We start from the raw sequence: 13,983 nt of genomic DNA, 5'->3' as shown, positions 1-13,983 counted from the left end.
CGATGGTCGCTCAACGACCGGTTCCTACCCGCGCTCAACGAGCGGCGGCGACCAGCTCGGACTCGCGCGTGCGGATCGCGCGGTTGACGCCCGACACGATCGCCTTGAGGCTCGCGGTGGAAATGTCGCCGTCGACGCCGACGCCCCACAGCCGCTCCTCACCGACCTGCAGCTCGACGTAGGCGGCCGCCTGCGCGTCGCCGCCGGCGCTAAGCGCGTGCTCGACGTAGTCGTAGACCGTGATGTCGAAGCCCTGCGCGCGCAGCACCTCGACGAAGGCGGCGACCGGGCCGTTGCCGCGCCCGGTGCTCTCGATCTGGGCGTCGTCGTCGCGCAGCGTCACGTCGAGCACGACCTCGCCCGACATGTCGCTGCGGGTCTGCGTCGCCAGCAGCTCGAAGCGGCCCCAGCGGGCGTCAGCGGCATCCGACGGCAGGTACTCGTCGTTGAAGATCGCCCAGATCTCCTCGCTCGTGACCTCGCCGCCCTCGGAATCGGTCTTGGCCTGGACGACGCCCGAGAACTCGATCTGGAGCTTGCGCGGCAGATCGATCGCGTGGTCGGTCTTGAGCAGGTAGGCGACGCCGCCCTTGCCGGACTGCGAGTTGACCCGGATGACGGCCTCGTAGGAACGGCCGAGGTCCTTCGGGTCGATGGGCAGGTAGGGCACGCCCCACTCGATCTCGTCGACCGTCTTCCCCTCGGATGCCGCACGGGCCTCCATCGCCTCGAAGCCCTTCTTGATGGCATCCTGGTGCGAGCCGCTGAACGCGGTGAAGACGAGGTCTCCCGCCCAGGGGCTGCGCTCGGGCACGGGCAGCTGATTGCAGTACTCGACCGTGCGCTTGATGTGATCGATGTCGCTGAAGTCGATCTGGGGGTCGATGCCCTGGGTGAACAGGTTCACGCCGAGAGCCACCAGGTCGACGTTGCCGGTGCGCTCGCCGTTGCCGAACAGGCATCCCTCGATGCGGTCGGCGCCGGCCATGTAGCCGAGCTCGGCGGCCGCCACTGCCGTGCCGCGGTCGTTGTGCGGGTGCAGAGAGAGGATGACGTTCTCGCGGTGGTTCAGGTGGCGGCTCATCCACTCGATCGAGTCGGCGTAGACGTTGGGCGTGGCCATCTCGACCGTCGCCGGCAGGTTGATGATGACCTTGCGGTCGGGCGTGGGCTCCAGGACATCGAGCACCTGGTTGCAGACGTCGACGGCGAACTCGAGCTCGGTGCCCGTGTACGACTCGGGCGAGTACTCGTAGTAGACCTGCGTGTCGGGGACCGTCTTCTCGTACTTGCGGCACAGACGCGCGCCCTCCAGCGCGATGTCGATGATGCCCTGCTTGTCGGTGCGGAAGACCACCTCGCGCTGCAGCACGCTCGTGGAGTTGTACAGGTGCACGATCGCCTGCTTGGCGCCGGCGATGGACTCGTAGGTGCGCGCGATGAGGTGCTCGCGCGCCTGGGTGAGCACCTGGATCGTGACGTCGTCGGGGATCAGGTTCTCTTCGATGAGCTGGCGGACGAAGTCGAAGTCGGTCTGACTCGCCGAGGGGAAGCCGACCTCGATCTCCTTGTAGCCCATGCCGACGAGCAGCTCGAACATGACGCGCTTGCGCTCGGGCGACATCGGGTCGATGAGGGCCTGGTTGCCGTCGCGGAGGTCGACGGCGCACCAGCGGGGTGCCTGCGTGATGCGCCGGCTCGGCCAGGTGCGGTCGGGCAGTTCGACGGCGATCTGCTCGTGGAACGGGCGGTACTTGTGGGTCGGCATGCCTGAGGGGCGCTGGGTGTTCTGCATGATGGGCTTCTTCTCTTCGTCAAACGGGAACGGGCCAGCACAAGCGCCGCGACGAGAGAGGCCCTAGTCCGAGGACTCGTCGCGGCAGCTAAGAAGAAGCAGGCCGAACTGCATGTCGACAGCGTACCATCACGCCGTCACGCGCGGCACCCGGGCGACGACGTCGATCTCGACGAGGATGTCGGCGAGCTCGGAGCCGACGGTCGTGCGCACCGGATACGGCTCGGAGAAGAACTCCCGGTAGGCCGCGTTGTACTCGGCGAAGTCCTCTTTGAGGTGGGCGAGATGCACCGTCGACTTCACGACGTCGTCGAGCGTGGCGCCGTGGGCGGCGAGCACCGCCGCGACGTTGCGCAGCACCTGGCGCGTCTGCGCGCCGACGCCTTCCGGCACCTCGCCGGTCGCCGGGTCCTGCGGGCCGAAGCCGGCGGTGAAGATGAGGTCGCCGATCACGATGCCCTGACTGTAGGGGCCTGCGGGCTTCGGGGCGTCGTCGACGCGGATGGCGGTCTTGGTCATGGGTCGTGCGTCCTCTGCGTTGGTGTGGTGGGTCTCGTGGATCGGCGGAGGCCCTGTCCCGGACTCTCCCCGTGAGCCGTCCGTCCCGGAGCACCGGCCGGCCGGCGACCCAGACGTCGTCGATCCCCTCGGCGAGGCGGGTCGGATCGGCGTAGTCCGCGCGGGCGGCGACGCGATCCTCGTCCACGAGGACGACATCGGCCATCGCTCCGAGTGACAGAGTACCGCGGGCGCCGAGCCCGAAGCGCCGCACCGCGCCCGTCGACAGGTGATCGATGGCCGCCGCCCAGGTGTAGTAGCGGTGCCGGACGGTGTGGTCGGCGAGGTAGCTCGCGAAGGTGCCGTAGCCTCGCGGGTGCGGGTGGGCGCCGATGAAGATGCCGTCGGAACCGCCGAGGTGCCCGGGCAGGGTGAAGAGCTTCCCGAGATCGGTCACGGGCCGCTCGTCGCGCACGGCCATCACGACGGCGACCTCGAGCCTGGCGGCCTGGAGCAGGTCGAAGGCGGCGGATGCGGCATCCGTCCCCGCTCGCGGGCGATGTGGCCGAGCGTCCGGCCGTGCGCCCACGCGAACTCGTCCGCGGCGATGTGCGAGACGGTGATCATCTCGGGCCAGGCGGCGCCCAGGCTGGGGTGCGCGGCGACGGTCGGGATCCACTCCTGTCGCAGCCGCGCGCGGACGTGCCCGTCGGCCAGTTCCGTGGCCGCCTGCTCGCCGCCGAGCCTGTTCAGCCAGGGCGGCAGGAGCAGCATCGCCAGGAGGGAGTTGCCGCGTGTGTACGGGTACATGTCGAAGGAGGCGGTGACGCCGGCATCCGACAGTCCGCCCATGAGGCGTTCGACCTCGTCGGCGCGGGCGTGGAAGTGCGAGACGTGCAGCCCGACGCCCGAGGCGCGGCAGATCCGCTCCGCCTCTTCGATGCCCGCACGGGAGTTGTCCTCGTATCCGCCGCGCATGTGCGTGACGTAGACGCCTCCGGCATCCGCGACCGGCGCGCACAGGGCCGCGAGCTCCTCCGCCGAGGCGAAGATCCCCGGCACGTAGTCCAGGCCGCTGGAGAGGCCGACGGCGCCCTCGCGCATGCCCGTGCGGACGAGCTCGACCATGCGGACCAGCTCGCCGGCATCCGGTGTGCGATCGTCATCGCCCATGACCTCGTGGCGGACGGTGCCCGCGGGGACGAGACAGGCGACGTTGATCGGCGTCGTGCCGTCGTAGGTCGACAGCAGCGCGGCGATGCCGCCGCCGCGGTATGTCGGATGCCGCCCGTTGATCGCTCCGAAGTACTCGCCCGCCCACGCGCCATCGCCGGGCGCGAAGGAGACGCCGTCCTGCCCCGCCACGATCGACGTGACCCCCTGGCGCAGAAGCGCCAGCTGCACGTCCTCGCGGAAGACCGCGGCGTCGGCGTGCGAGTGCGTGTCGACCAGGCCCGGGATCGCGATCCTGCCCTCCGCGTCGATCACCTCGCTGTCTTCGGGCGCCTCCACCACGCCCACGGCGCGGATGCGTCCCTCGTGCAGCAGGAGATCGGCGGGGGTCGGCTCGCCGTCGCCGACGACGATGCGCGCGCCGCGGATGACCGTGCTCATGCTCCTCCTGCCGCCGTGCTCAGAATCGCGTGTCGTGCACGGCGACGATCGTCCCGTCGGCACGGAACTCCGGGATCCTTCGCCACTTGTCGAAGGCGGTGCAGGGATGCGAGAGGCCGAAGCGCACGACGTCGCCGAGGGCCGGGCCTTCGGCATCCGGAGCGAGGCGGAGGAACAGGTGCTGATCGTTGAGCGCCGTCACGTGCGCGTCGAGAAGGGGCTGCTCCGCGGCTCCGGGTGCGGCCGACCACGCCAGCGGCACCGGGAGTCCTTCATCGAAGGGGAAGTCGCGCTTGCCCGCATCGCACAGGGCCAGACCGGGCTCGGGCATCGAGATGATGCGCGCGAATCCGACCATCGCCGATCGCAGGGAGGAGTCCCGGTCGAGAGCGTTGGCGTCGCTGAGCGGCGAGATGTCCTCGTAGAAGCCGTCGTCGTGCGTGAGGGAGGCGCCCGAGCGCACCACCACGCGCAGCCCCGCTTCGCGGCACGACGCGAGATGTTCGGCGACGAGATCGAGGTAGGCGCTGCCACCGGCCGAGACGATGAGCTGTGCCGGGGCTCCTCCGCGGCGACCTCGACGGCGAAGGCGGCGAGCTCCGCCAGGTAGGCACCCACCGCCCGCACCGACGACGGCGTGCGATCGTGCGCGAGTGCCCCTCGTAGCCGGCGACGCCGACCAGGCGCAGCGACCCCGAGGCGCGGACGGCCGCCACGACCTCTCGGGCGGTGGTGGCGCTGCGCGCTCCGGTGCGTGCGCCTGCGGCGCCCAACTCGACCAGGATGCCGATGCGCGACGGCTCCGCGACCTCGCCCAGCACCTCCTCCATCCGGGCGATGGTCGACACGGAATCGGCCCAGGCCAGTACCTGCGTGCGCGGGTTCTCTCTCAGATGGGCCGAGATCGCACGCAGCGAGCCCGGATCGAGACACTCGTTCGCGATCTGCACCGTCTCGACGCCCTCATGCAGCGCCACCCGCGCCTGCCAGCCGGTCGCGACCGTGATGCCCGTTGCTCCGGCGTCCAGTTGTCGGTGCCAGAGGCTCGGCGCCATCGTGGTCTTGCCGTGCGGCATGAGCTCGGCGCCCTGCTGCACGGCCCAGCGGGCGATCGTGGTGATGTTGTGCGCGAGCGGTTCGGCCGCCAGCGCAAAAAGCGGTGTGGAGAAGTCGGCCAAGGCGGGCTCGGTCGCGAGGAACGCGTCGACGGTGAGCCCTGCCGCATCCGCGGGGAACGACTTGTCGTGCACGCTCAGCGGGGCCGCATCCGTCTCGGTCATCGTCCCCTGCTGTCCTCTCGCTCGACGCGCTTCGCCCCCTCGGGCCTCCGGCGGGCGCTTCCCTGCGCGCGATTTGTCTGGCGACGGAAGTGTAGCCATGATAGCCACATGCCTGAACCCGAGCCCTCCGAGGTCCTCTGCATCGGCGAGACCATGGCCATGGTCACACCCGTCACCGGCGAACCGCTGCGCACCGCCGAGGAGTTCCACATCGCCTCCGGCGGCGCCGAGTGCAACGTCGCCCGCCATCTCGCCAGGCTCGGGCATCGCACCGCCTGGGCGAGCGCCCTGGGCGCCGATGCTCTCGGGAGCGCATCCTCGATCAGGTGCGCGCCGACGGCGTCGACGTCTCACGGGTGCGCATCGACCCCGAGCGTCCGACCGGGCTGTACCTGAAGAACCCGGGCCACGGCGTGCTCTACTACCGGCGTGACTCGGCCGCCACCAGGATGAGCGCAGACGATGTCGCCGACTACGGTCTGGACACGGTGCGCATCGCCCACGTCTCGGGGATCACCGCGGCCATCTCCGCCTCGGCCGCGGAGCTCGTCGCAGAGCTGATCCGCGTGGCGCGCACGAGCGAGACACTGCTGAGCTTCGATGTGAACCACCGCGCCGCGGTATGGGCCGATTCCGCCGACGCTCCTGCCGCCCTGCTCGATATCGCCCGCCGATCGGACATCGTCTTCGTCGGGCGCGACGAGGCCGAAGGGCTGTGGAACACCCCACGGCAGAGGACGTGCGGGCACTGCTGCCCGGCGTGCCCCACCTGGTCGTCAAGGACGGCGCGGTCGGCGCCACCGAGTTCACCGCCGAGGGTGCGGAGTTCGTCGCGACGCCCCCGGTCGAGGTCGTCGAGGTCGTGGGCGCCGGAGACGCCTTCGCCGCCGGGTGGCTGGCCGCCTTCCTCGACGGCGCCGGCCCGCAGGAGCGGCTTCTGCAGGGCCACGCGATCGCCGCGCGCGCCCTCAGCAGCACCCACGACGTCTGAGATCCCCTCGTTTCCGACGACACGGGCGCCGCGCAGGTTCCGCCGATGCCCTCGCAGGGGCAGACTGAAGTGGTGCGAACCATCCATGATCTTGACACCGTTGAACTCCTCCTCGACGCCCAGAGTCTGCTCGACTCCGTCCGGGGCCCTGAGCGCGTCATCGACGCAGGGACCCTGCGCGCCCTGCAGCAGTCGGGGAACTACGTCGTCGGGCTCTTCGACGACGAGGGCGGCGGGAAGCGGATGGTCGGCGCCTCCATCGCGTTCTTCGGCGAGCCCGGCAGGCGCACGATGCACTCCCACATCACCGCGCTCCTGCCCGAGTACCGCGGCAAGGGCTGGGGTCGCGAGCTCAAAGAGCACCAACGCCAGTGGGCGTTCTCCCGCGACGTCGGCCGGATCACCTGGACGTTCGATCCCCTCGTTGCCCGCAACGCGCACTTCTTCCTGACCGTCCTCGGTGCCCGGGTGACCGGCTACAGCGTGAACCTCTACGGCATCTTCGGCGGTGGCGACGCCGGGGACGAGAGCGACCGGCTCGATGTCGAGTGGTCGCTCGCCGACATCGCCGGACCTCCGCCGGCCGACAGCGTGGTCGAGACCTTGGAGATCCCCGACGACATCGAGTCGATGCGTGCCTCAGACCCCGATGCCGCACACGAATGGCGGATGCGACTGCGCGCGGAGATGGAGGCTCTCCTCGGTCGCGGCTTGCGCATCGGAGGGTTCGAGACCGGTCGCGGCTACCTCTTCACCGAGTAGGCGCGACCGCAAAGCTCAAAAGCCCAGTCGCCCCAACTGCTTGGGGTCGCGCTGCCACTCCTTGGCGATGCGCACGTGCAGCTTCAGGAACACCTGAGTGCCGACCAGCGGCTCGATCTGCGCGCGGGCGCGGGCGCCGACGTCGCGCAGGCGCGAGCCCTTGTGCCCGATGATGATGCCCTTCTGGCTGTCGCGCTCGACCACGATGCTCGCATGGATGTCGGTGATCTCCGGCGCGGTCCCTGAGCCTGTCGAAGGGCGGGCGGCGATGTCGTCGATCACGACGGCGATCGAGTGCGGGAGCTCGTCGCGCACCCCTCCAGCGCCGCCTCGCGGATGATCTCGGCGATGCGGTCCTCCTCGGACTCGTCGGTGATCACGCCTTCGGGGTAGAGCGCCTCGCCCTCGGGCATGAGCGACAGCACCTCATCGGCGAGCACGTCGAGCTGCTCGCGGGTGAGCGCCGACAGCGGGATGACCGCCGCCCAGTCCTCGCGCAGCGCGTCCACCTCGATCAGCCGCTCGGTGATCTCGTCGCGGCTCGCCGCATCCGTCTTCGTGACGATCGCGACCTTCTTCGCACGCGGGTAGCCGTCCAGAGAGGCGACGATGCGCCGATCCCCGGACCGACCTTCTCCGTCGCCGGCACGCAGAAGCCGATCACGTCGACATCGCCGAGCACCTGCTCGACGAGGTCGTTGAGCCGTTCACCCAGGAGTGTGCGCGGCTTGTGGATGCCAGGGGTGTCGACGATCACGAGCTGCCCCTGCGGGCGGTTGACGATCCCGCGGATCGCTCGGCGCGTCGTCTGCGGCTTCTCGCTCGTGATCGCGATCTTCTCGCCGACCAGCGCATTGGTGAGCGTCGACTTGCCGACGTTCGGGCGGCCCACGAACGTCACGAATCCGCTCCGGGTGGTCTCAGGCATCCGATTCCTCCTCTTCCTCGCGCGTCGCGCGCTCCACGAACACGGTCGCGATCCCCCGGCCCCGGCCGCGCGAGGCTCCACCGGTGAGCACGAGTCCCTGCACCTGAGCGGTCGCCCCGGGCTGCGGGATCTGCCCCAGCGCCTTGCCGAGGAGCCCGCCGATGGAGTCCACGTCCTCATCCTCGAGCTCGACGTCGAACAGGTCGCCGACCTCGTCGAGCGCGAGCCTGGCGCTGACACGATACGAACCGGCGCCGATCTCCACGACCTCTGCGGAGACCTGATCGTACTCATCGGCGATCTCGCCCACGAGCTCCTCGATGAGATCCTCCAATGTCACGAGCCCCGAGATGCCGCCGTGCTCGTCGATGACAAGGCACACGTGCACCGCGTCGCGCTTCATCTGCTGCAGCAGGGTCTCGGCTCGCATCGACTCCGGCACGAAGGTCGCGGGCCGCGAGATCGACCGGATCGACTCCCCCGCCAGGCGCTGTCGTCGCGGTAGGCGAACTGCACGAGGTCCTTCAGGTACAGCACGCCGACGACGTCGTCGGCGTCATCGTCGACGACCGGCATGCGCGAGACGCCCCGCTGCAGGAACAGCGTCATCGCCTCGCTCATCGTCGCCTCGGCGTCGACCGTGACCATCTCGGTGCGCGGCACCATCACGGCGCGCACGAATCGATCGGTGAAGTCGAAGACCGAGTGGATGAGCGAACGGTCGTCCTCCTCGATCAGATCGTTGGAGGCGGCCTCGTCGACCATGCTCAGCAGCTGCTCCTCCGAGGTGAAGGAGCTGCGGGAGGTTCCCGGCGTCACCTTGCTGCCGATCAGCGCGAGCCCTTCCGCGAGCGGCCCCAGAATGACCCGCAGCCCTCGCACGAGCGGGGCGGTGGTGCGGAGCATCGCCTCGGCATGATGGCGGCCGAATGCGCGCGGGCTCGCCCCGACCACGACGAAGGAGATCCCCGTCATGAGCACGGCCGCGGCGAGCATCGCCCACCAGATGTTGTCGAAGAACAGGGTGAAGGCCACCGTGACCAGCACCGCGGCGGCGGTCTCGGCGATGACCCGGATGAACACGACCGCGTTCGCGTGCGCGTCGATGTCGTCGGCGATGCGGAGAAGGGCCTTCGGATGCCGGGACTCCTCGGCCAGGTCCTGCAGGTCGCCGCGGGAGCTGACGCCGAGGGCGGCGTCGATCGCCGTCACCAGCCCGCCGAAGGCGACGAGGAGCACCGCGGCGATGAGCAGCAGCGTGGGTGTGATCATCGGTCGCTGCGACGGTCGTAGCCGGCGAAGCCCTTGATGAGCTCGCGCTGGAGACCGAACATCTCCCGCTCCTCCTCGGGCTCGGCGTGATCGAAGCCGAGGAGGTGGAGGAGGCCGTGCGTGGTCAGCAGCACGAGCTCGTCCATGAGCGAATGGCCCGCCGCCTGCGCCTGCGCATCGGCGACCTGCGGGCACAGGACGATGTCGCCCAAGAGCCCCGCCGGGGTGATGCGGCCGTCGGTCCCGGGCGCAGCTCGTCCATCGGGAAGCTCAGCACGTCGGTGGGCCCCGGCTCATCCATCCACTGCACGTGCAGCGCCTCCATGGCGCCTTCGTCGACGAGGACGATCGCGACATCCGCATCGGCGCTCACGTGGAGCTGGGCGAGGTTGTACTCGGTCAGCCGCATCAGCATCGACTCGTCGACGTCGATCGCGGACTCGTTGTTGACTTCGATCATGAGCGTCCTCGCTTGGGGCGGTGGTCACGGGGTCCGGGCCGCTGCGCCGCACGACGTTCGGCACGGTTCGCGAACTCGGATGCCTGCTCGCGCTCGAAGCGGTCGGCCATGCGCTTCTCGTCGTACTCGCTGTAGGCATCGACGATGCGCCCGACCAGGGAGTGACGCACGACGTCGGCACTGGTGAGCATCGCGAAATGGATGTCGTCGATGTCCTTGAGCACCCGCGTCACCAGCCGGAGTCCTGAGGCGCCCTGCGGGAGGTCGATCTGGGTGATGTCGCCGGTGACGACCATCTTGGTGCCGAAGCCGAGCCGGGTCAGGAACATCTTCATCTGCTCGGGCGTGGTGTTCTGCGCCTCGTCGAGCACGACGAAGGAGTCGTTCAAGGTCCTGCCGCGCATGTATGCGAGGGGGGCGACCTCGATCGTGCCGGTGGCGATGAGCCGGGGTACCAGCTCCGGGTCCATCATCTCGTTGAGCGCGTCGTAGAGCGGGCGCAGGTACGGGTCGATCTTGTCGGTCAGCGTGCCGGGGAGGAACCCGAGCCGCTCCCCCGCCTCGACCGCGGGCCGGGTGAGGATGATGCGCTGGACCTCTTTGCGCTGCAGCGCCTGCACCGCCTTGGCCATCGCGAGATAGGTCTTGCCGGTACCGGCGGGCCCGATCCCGAAGACGATCGTGCTCTCGTCGATCGCGTCGACGTAGTCCTTCTGCCCCAGCGTCTTCGGGCGGATGACCTTGCCGCGCGTGGACAGGATCGCCTCGCCGAGCACCTCGCTCGGCCGCGGTCCGTCGTCCTGACGCAGCATGCGCGCCGACGTCGTGACGTCGGCCGGTGCGAGATCATGTCCGGCGCGGGTCATCTCCAGCAGTTCGTCGACGAGCCGGCGCGCGGAGGCCACCGCATCGGTCGCTCCGGTCAGCGTGATCTCGTTGCCGCGGACGAGCACGTCGACCTCGGGATGCTCCTTCTCCAGCATGCGCAGCAGCCGGTCCTGCGGACCGAGCAGCTGCACCATCGCGATGCCGTCCGCATAGATGCGTTCGGTGACACTGTCGTGATCGTCAGAAGCCAACGAGCTTGTTCTCCTCGATGTTGCCGAGCACATGGGCGTGCACGTGGAAGACGGACTGGGCGGCGCTGGCGCCGTTGTTGAAGATGAGCCGGTACTCGCCGTTCGCGTGCTCCTCGGCGATCCGCTTCGCCACGGTCACGATCTCGGCCAGGAGTGCCGGGTCGCCCGCGGCCAGCTCGGTCACGTCGCGGTACTCCTCGGTCTTGGGGATCACGAGGGCGTGCAGCGGCGCCTGCGGATTGATGTCGCGGATCGCGAAGACGCGCTCGTCGTCCACGAGGATCTCAGCGGGGATCTCGCCGCGGAGAATGCGGGTGAAGATCGAGGGTTCGCTCATGCTCCCAGTGTAGACGTGGACGCTTCACCAGCGCCCGAGGGCGGCCGAGAGCAGGGCGATCGCCGCGGGACCGGCGGTGGAGGTGCGCAGCACGGTGTCGCCGAGTCGCACCCGCTCGGCACCGGCCTCGTCGAACTGTGCGAGCTCCTCGGGCGAGATCCCGCCTTCGGGGCCGACGACGAGGACGATGTCGCGATCGTCGGCGACGACCTCCGAGAGGCGATCGGATGCCGTGGGCTCCAGGACGAGCAGACGCTGCGCCTCGGCGCGCTGTCGCAGCTGCGCGGTCGTCACCGGCGCGGACACCTCGGGCACCCAGGCGCGATGCGCCTGCTTGGCCGCCTCCCGCACGATGCTCTCCCAGCGCTCGCGCCCCTTGACCGCCTTCGGCCCCTGCCAGCGCGACACGCTGCGGGCCGCCTGCCAGGGCACGACCTCATCGACGCCGAGCTCGCAGGCCGCCTGCACGGCCAGTTCGTCGCGGTCGCCCTTGGCCAGCGCCTGGACGAGCACGATGCGTCGCGCCGGCTTCGGATGCACCGCGCGCGCGATGATGCGGATGTCCACGTGTGACGGCGCCACCTCTTCGGCCGTGCCCTCCAGCCAAGTGCCCGCACCGTCTCCGAGCGTCACGGCCTCCCCGACGCGCAGACGACGCACGACGGCGGCGTGCTTGGCCTCGCCGCCCGTGAGCGCGACGCTGTCGCCGACGGCGGCCGCCGCGGCATCCGGCGTCAGGAAGTGCAGGGCCACCGGGTCAGTTCCCCCGGAACCGATCGCGGAACTTCGAGAAGAGCCCCTGCTGGAACTGCGCCAGCTGCGGCCCGGGCGCCTTGGTCTTCTTCGCGAACTCCTCGATGAGGGCACGCTGCTTGCCGTCGATGCGCGTCGGGGTCACCACCTGCACGCCCACCCGCAGATCACCGCGCTGCGAGCCGCGCAGCGGCGTGATGCCCCGACCCTTGATCGTGAGCACGTCGCCGGACTGCACGCCCGCGCGGATCTCCAGGTCTACGGAGCCGTCGAGCCCGTCGATGGTCGTCTGCGTGCCGAGGATCGCGTCGGTCATCGACACCTCGAGCGTCGCCAGCAGGTCGTCGCCCTCACGGCTGAAGGTCGGGTGCGGCGCGACGGTCACCTCGACGTAGAGGTCGCCGTGGGGACCGCCGCCCCGCCCGACCTCGCCGGAGCCGGGCAGCTGCAGGCGGAGCCCGCTCTCCACCCCGGCCGGGATGTCGAGGGAGACCGTGCGACGCGAGCGCACGCGCCCCTGTCCGTGGCAGGCCTCGCAGGGGTGGACGATGCGGGTGCCGAAGCCCTCGCAGCTCCCGCAGGGCTGCGAGGTCACGACGTTGCCCAGGAGCGTGCGCGCCTGGCGCTGCACGTGCCCGGTGCCGCCGCAGATGTCGCAGGTGACCGGTGAGGTGCCCGGCTGCGTGCAGGAGCCCTGGCAGGTCTCGCACAGTACCGCGGTGTCGACCTCGATGTCGCGGTGCACCCCGAAGACCACGTCGCCGAGGTCGAGCGTGATGCGTACGAGGGCGTCCTGTCCGCGTTCGCGGCGACTGCGCGGACGCGCCGATCGGCCCCGCCCTGCGCGGCGCCGAAGAACGTCTCGAAGATGTCGCCAAAGCCTCCGAAACCGCCGAAGCCGGCTCCGCCGTCACCGCCCATGTCGTAGCGGCGGCGGGAGTCGGCGTTGCTGAGCACGTCGTAGGCGTGGGTGACCTCCTTGAACTTCTCGGCCGCCTCCTCACCCGGGTTCACGTCCGGGTGCAGCTGGCGGGCGAGCTTTCGGTAGGCCTTCTTGATCTCTTCGTCGGAGGCGTCACGCGACACCCCGAGAACCTCATAGTGGTCGGCCACAATCACCTTTCTGCGTACGTGCCGGCACGCTCAGCGGCGCGCCTCGTCTTCGTCGAGCATCCGCGACAGGTAGCGGGCGACGGCCCGCGCGGCGGCGAGATTGCTCGGATAGTCCATGCGCGTGGGGCCCATGACCCCGAGACGCGCGGTGCCGCCGGCGGCGGCGTAGTCACTGGCGACGATCGAGGCCTCGGGCAGGCCGAAGGGCTCGTTCTCGGTGCCGATGCTCGCGGCGAGCCCCTGCTCGTCGGGACGCATCTCGCTCATGAGCCGCAGCAGCGTCACCTGCTCCTCGATCGCCTCGAGGATCGGGTGAAGGCTGCCCCGGAAGTCCTGCTCCCGGCGCGCGAGCGTCGCCGCACCCGCCATGACGAGCTTCTCCTGCCGGAACTCGCCCAGCTCCTCGCCGATCGCCGCACCGAGCGCGCGCAGGGCGGGCTCGATGCGCGGGGCGCTCTGCCCGTCGACGAGGGTGGTCAGACGCTCGGAGGCGTCCCGCACAGAGCGACCGGTCAGCGCCGAGGCGAGCTGAGCGCGCAGCACGGCGAGGTCGGCCTCGTCGAGATCGATCGGCAGCGGCGCGATGCGCTGCGAGACGCCGCCGGCATCCGTCACGAGGATGACCAGGAGGCGGTTCGGCGCGAGGGCGACGACCTCGACGTGCGTGAGCTGCGCCGTCGCGAACGAAGGGTACTGAGCCAGCGCGACCTGGCCGGTGAGCCGGGTGAGCACGCGCACGGACCGTGCCATCAGGTCGTCGAAGTCGGCCGGGTCGGTCAGGAAGCTCTCGATCGCCGAGCGCTGCGCCGCAGAGAGGGGACGGATGCGGGCGAGGTGGTCGACGAAGACCCGATACCCCTTGTCGGTGGGAACCCGCCCCGAAGAGGTGTGGGGGGCGGTGATGAGGTCTTCGTCTTCGAGCTGCGCCATGTCGTTGCGGATGGTCGCCGCCGACACGCCGAAGGAGTAGCGGTCGACGATCGACTTGCTGCCGACGGGCTCGTGCGTCTCGACGTAGTCCTGGACGATGGCGCGAAGCACCTGGAGTCCGCGCTCACTGACCATGATGCTCCCTCTTGGCACTCGACAACTCTGAGTGCC

The 13,983-nt window shown here is 69.9% G+C and carries 12 protein-coding genes and 4 pseudogenes; 2 read left to right on the top strand and 14 right to left on the bottom strand.

All coding sequences use genetic code 11. From position 1 onward, the window contains the following. Nucleotides 1-34: 34 nt before the first annotated feature. The 5 genes from leuA to KAE78_RS16075 form a co-directional block, all read right to left on the bottom strand. Entirely contained in the window at nucleotides 35-1,795 is a 1,761-nt protein-coding gene (leuA, locus tag KAE78_RS16095; protein ID WP_223172601.1) for a 2-isopropylmalate synthase, read from the bottom strand. A gap of 129 nt (nucleotides 1,796-1,924) precedes the next feature. Further along, complete coding sequence (locus KAE78_RS16090; protein WP_223172600.1) at nucleotides 1,925-2,314, bottom strand: RidA family protein; 390 nt, start codon at nucleotides 2,312-2,314, stop codon at nucleotides 1,925-1,927. 459 nt (nucleotides 2,315-2,773) lie between these two features. Beyond that, on the bottom strand, nucleotides 2,774-3,907 hold the full coding sequence (locus KAE78_RS16085) for an amidohydrolase family protein (protein ID WP_223172599.1): 1,134 nt from the start codon (nucleotides 3,905-3,907) through the stop codon (nucleotides 2,774-2,776). 19 nt (nucleotides 3,908-3,926) lie between these two features. Then, complete coding sequence (locus KAE78_RS16080) at nucleotides 3,927-4,238, bottom strand: hypothetical protein (RefSeq protein ID WP_262927889.1); 312 nt, start codon at nucleotides 4,236-4,238, stop codon at nucleotides 3,927-3,929. Next, nucleotides 4,180-5,187, bottom strand: coding sequence for an alanine racemase (locus KAE78_RS16075; protein ID WP_223172597.1), 1,008 nt, complete (start codon nucleotides 5,185-5,187; stop codon nucleotides 4,180-4,182). Before KAE78_RS16075 ends, KAE78_RS16080 begins: the two co-directional genes overlap by 59 nt. A 108-nt stretch (nucleotides 5,188-5,295) precedes the next feature. On the opposite strand from KAE78_RS16075, the pseudogene KAE78_RS20090 reads away from it, so the two are divergent. Both KAE78_RS20090 and KAE78_RS16065 read left to right on the top strand, forming a co-directional pair. After that, nucleotides 5,296-6,178: pseudogene (locus tag KAE78_RS20090) on the top strand (sugar kinase). A gap of 72 nt (nucleotides 6,179-6,250) precedes the next feature. Beyond that, complete coding sequence (locus KAE78_RS16065) at nucleotides 6,251-6,940, top strand: GNAT family N-acetyltransferase (protein WP_223172596.1); 690 nt, start codon at nucleotides 6,251-6,253, stop codon at nucleotides 6,938-6,940. 15 nt (nucleotides 6,941-6,955) lie between these two features. Here KAE78_RS16065 and era read toward each other — a convergent pair. From era to hrcA, 9 genes and pseudogenes are all read right to left on the bottom strand, one after another. Continuing rightward, nucleotides 6,956-7,868: pseudogene (gene era / locus KAE78_RS16060) on the bottom strand (GTPase Era). Beyond that, entirely contained in the window at nucleotides 7,861-8,298 is a 438-nt protein-coding gene (locus KAE78_RS16055) for a transporter associated domain-containing protein (RefSeq protein WP_262927886.1), read from the bottom strand. Before KAE78_RS16055 ends, era begins: the two are co-directional and overlap by 8 nt. After that, nucleotides 8,268-9,140 (bottom strand): CNNM domain-containing protein, encoded by an 873-nt coding sequence (locus KAE78_RS16050; protein WP_223172595.1) that lies wholly within the window; start codon nucleotides 9,138-9,140, stop codon nucleotides 8,268-8,270. The genes KAE78_RS16055 and KAE78_RS16050 overlap by 31 nt, the downstream gene beginning before the upstream one ends. Then, nucleotides 9,137-9,600, bottom strand: a pseudogene (ybeY, locus tag KAE78_RS16045) (rRNA maturation RNase YbeY). The gene KAE78_RS16050 and the pseudogene ybeY overlap by 4 nt, the downstream one beginning before the upstream one ends. Next, entirely contained in the window at nucleotides 9,597-10,622 is a 1,026-nt protein-coding gene (locus KAE78_RS16040) for a PhoH family protein (RefSeq protein ID WP_223172822.1), read from the bottom strand. Before KAE78_RS16040 ends, ybeY begins: the two are co-directional and overlap by 4 nt. A 46-nt stretch (nucleotides 10,623-10,668) precedes the next feature. Further along, the gene (locus KAE78_RS16035; protein WP_223172594.1) at nucleotides 10,669-11,016 is read right to left on the bottom strand and encodes an HIT domain-containing protein; all 348 of its coding nucleotides are present in this window, start codon (nucleotides 11,014-11,016) and stop codon (nucleotides 10,669-10,671) included. A gap of 24 nt (nucleotides 11,017-11,040) precedes the next feature. Beyond that, on the bottom strand, nucleotides 11,041-11,769 hold the full coding sequence (locus KAE78_RS16030; RefSeq protein WP_223172593.1) for a 16S rRNA (uracil(1498)-N(3))-methyltransferase: 729 nt from the start codon (nucleotides 11,767-11,769) through the stop codon (nucleotides 11,041-11,043). Nucleotides 11,770-11,773: 4 nt separating this feature from the next. Next, nucleotides 11,774-12,882, bottom strand: a pseudogene (gene dnaJ, locus KAE78_RS16025) (molecular chaperone DnaJ). A gap of 30 nt (nucleotides 12,883-12,912) precedes the next feature. Then, nucleotides 12,913-13,947 carry a heat-inducible transcriptional repressor HrcA gene (hrcA, locus tag KAE78_RS16015; protein ID WP_223172592.1) on the bottom strand — a complete coding sequence of 345 codons (1,035 nt, stop codon included), beginning with the start codon at nucleotides 13,945-13,947 and terminating at the stop codon, nucleotides 12,913-12,915. Nucleotides 13,948-13,983 lie beyond the last annotated feature (36 nt).

Source organism: Microbacterium sp. NIBRBAC000506063 (assembly GCF_017968845.1).
Lineage (GTDB): Bacteria > Actinomycetota > Actinomycetes > Actinomycetales > Microbacteriaceae > Microbacterium.
Note: the sequence above shows the minus strand (reverse complement) of the source record. Positions and strands in the feature narration are given on the sequence as shown.

Excerpts from the sequence above, each read along its gene's own strand:
- leuA (WP_223172601.1), bottom strand. The coding sequence starts at position 1,795 with ATGCAGAACACCCAGCGCCCCTCAGGCATGCCGACCCACAAGTACCGC.
- KAE78_RS16090 (WP_223172600.1), bottom strand. The coding sequence starts at position 2,314 with ATGACCAAGACCGCCATCCGCGTCGACGACGCCCCGAAGCCCGCAGGC.
- KAE78_RS16085 (WP_223172599.1), bottom strand. The coding sequence starts at position 3,907 with ATGAGCACGGTCATCCGCGGCGCGCGCATCGTCGTCGGCGACGGCGAG.
- KAE78_RS16080 (WP_262927889.1), bottom strand. The coding sequence starts at position 4,238 with ATGCCCGAGCCCGGTCTGGCCCTGTGCGATGCGGGCAAGCGCGACTTC.
- KAE78_RS16075 (WP_223172597.1), bottom strand. The coding sequence starts at position 5,187 with ATGACCGAGACGGATGCGGCCCCGCTGAGCGTGCACGACAAGTCGTTC.
- KAE78_RS16055 (WP_262927886.1), bottom strand. The coding sequence starts at position 8,298 with ATGCGAGCCGAGACCCTGCTGCAGCAGATGAAGCGCGACGCGGTGCAC.
- KAE78_RS16050 (WP_223172595.1), bottom strand. The coding sequence starts at position 9,140 with ATGATCACACCCACGCTGCTGCTCATCGCCGCGGTGCTCCTCGTCGCC.
- KAE78_RS16040 (WP_223172822.1), bottom strand. The coding sequence starts at position 10,622 with ATGGTGCAGCTGCTCGGTCCGCAGGACCGGCTGCTGCGCATGCTGGAG.
- KAE78_RS16035 (WP_223172594.1), bottom strand. The coding sequence starts at position 11,016 with ATGAGCGAACCCTCGATCTTCACCCGCATTCTCCGCGGCGAGATCCCC.
- hrcA (WP_223172592.1), bottom strand. The coding sequence starts at position 13,947 with ATGGTCAGTGAGCGCGGACTCCAGGTGCTTCGCGCCATCGTCCAGGAC.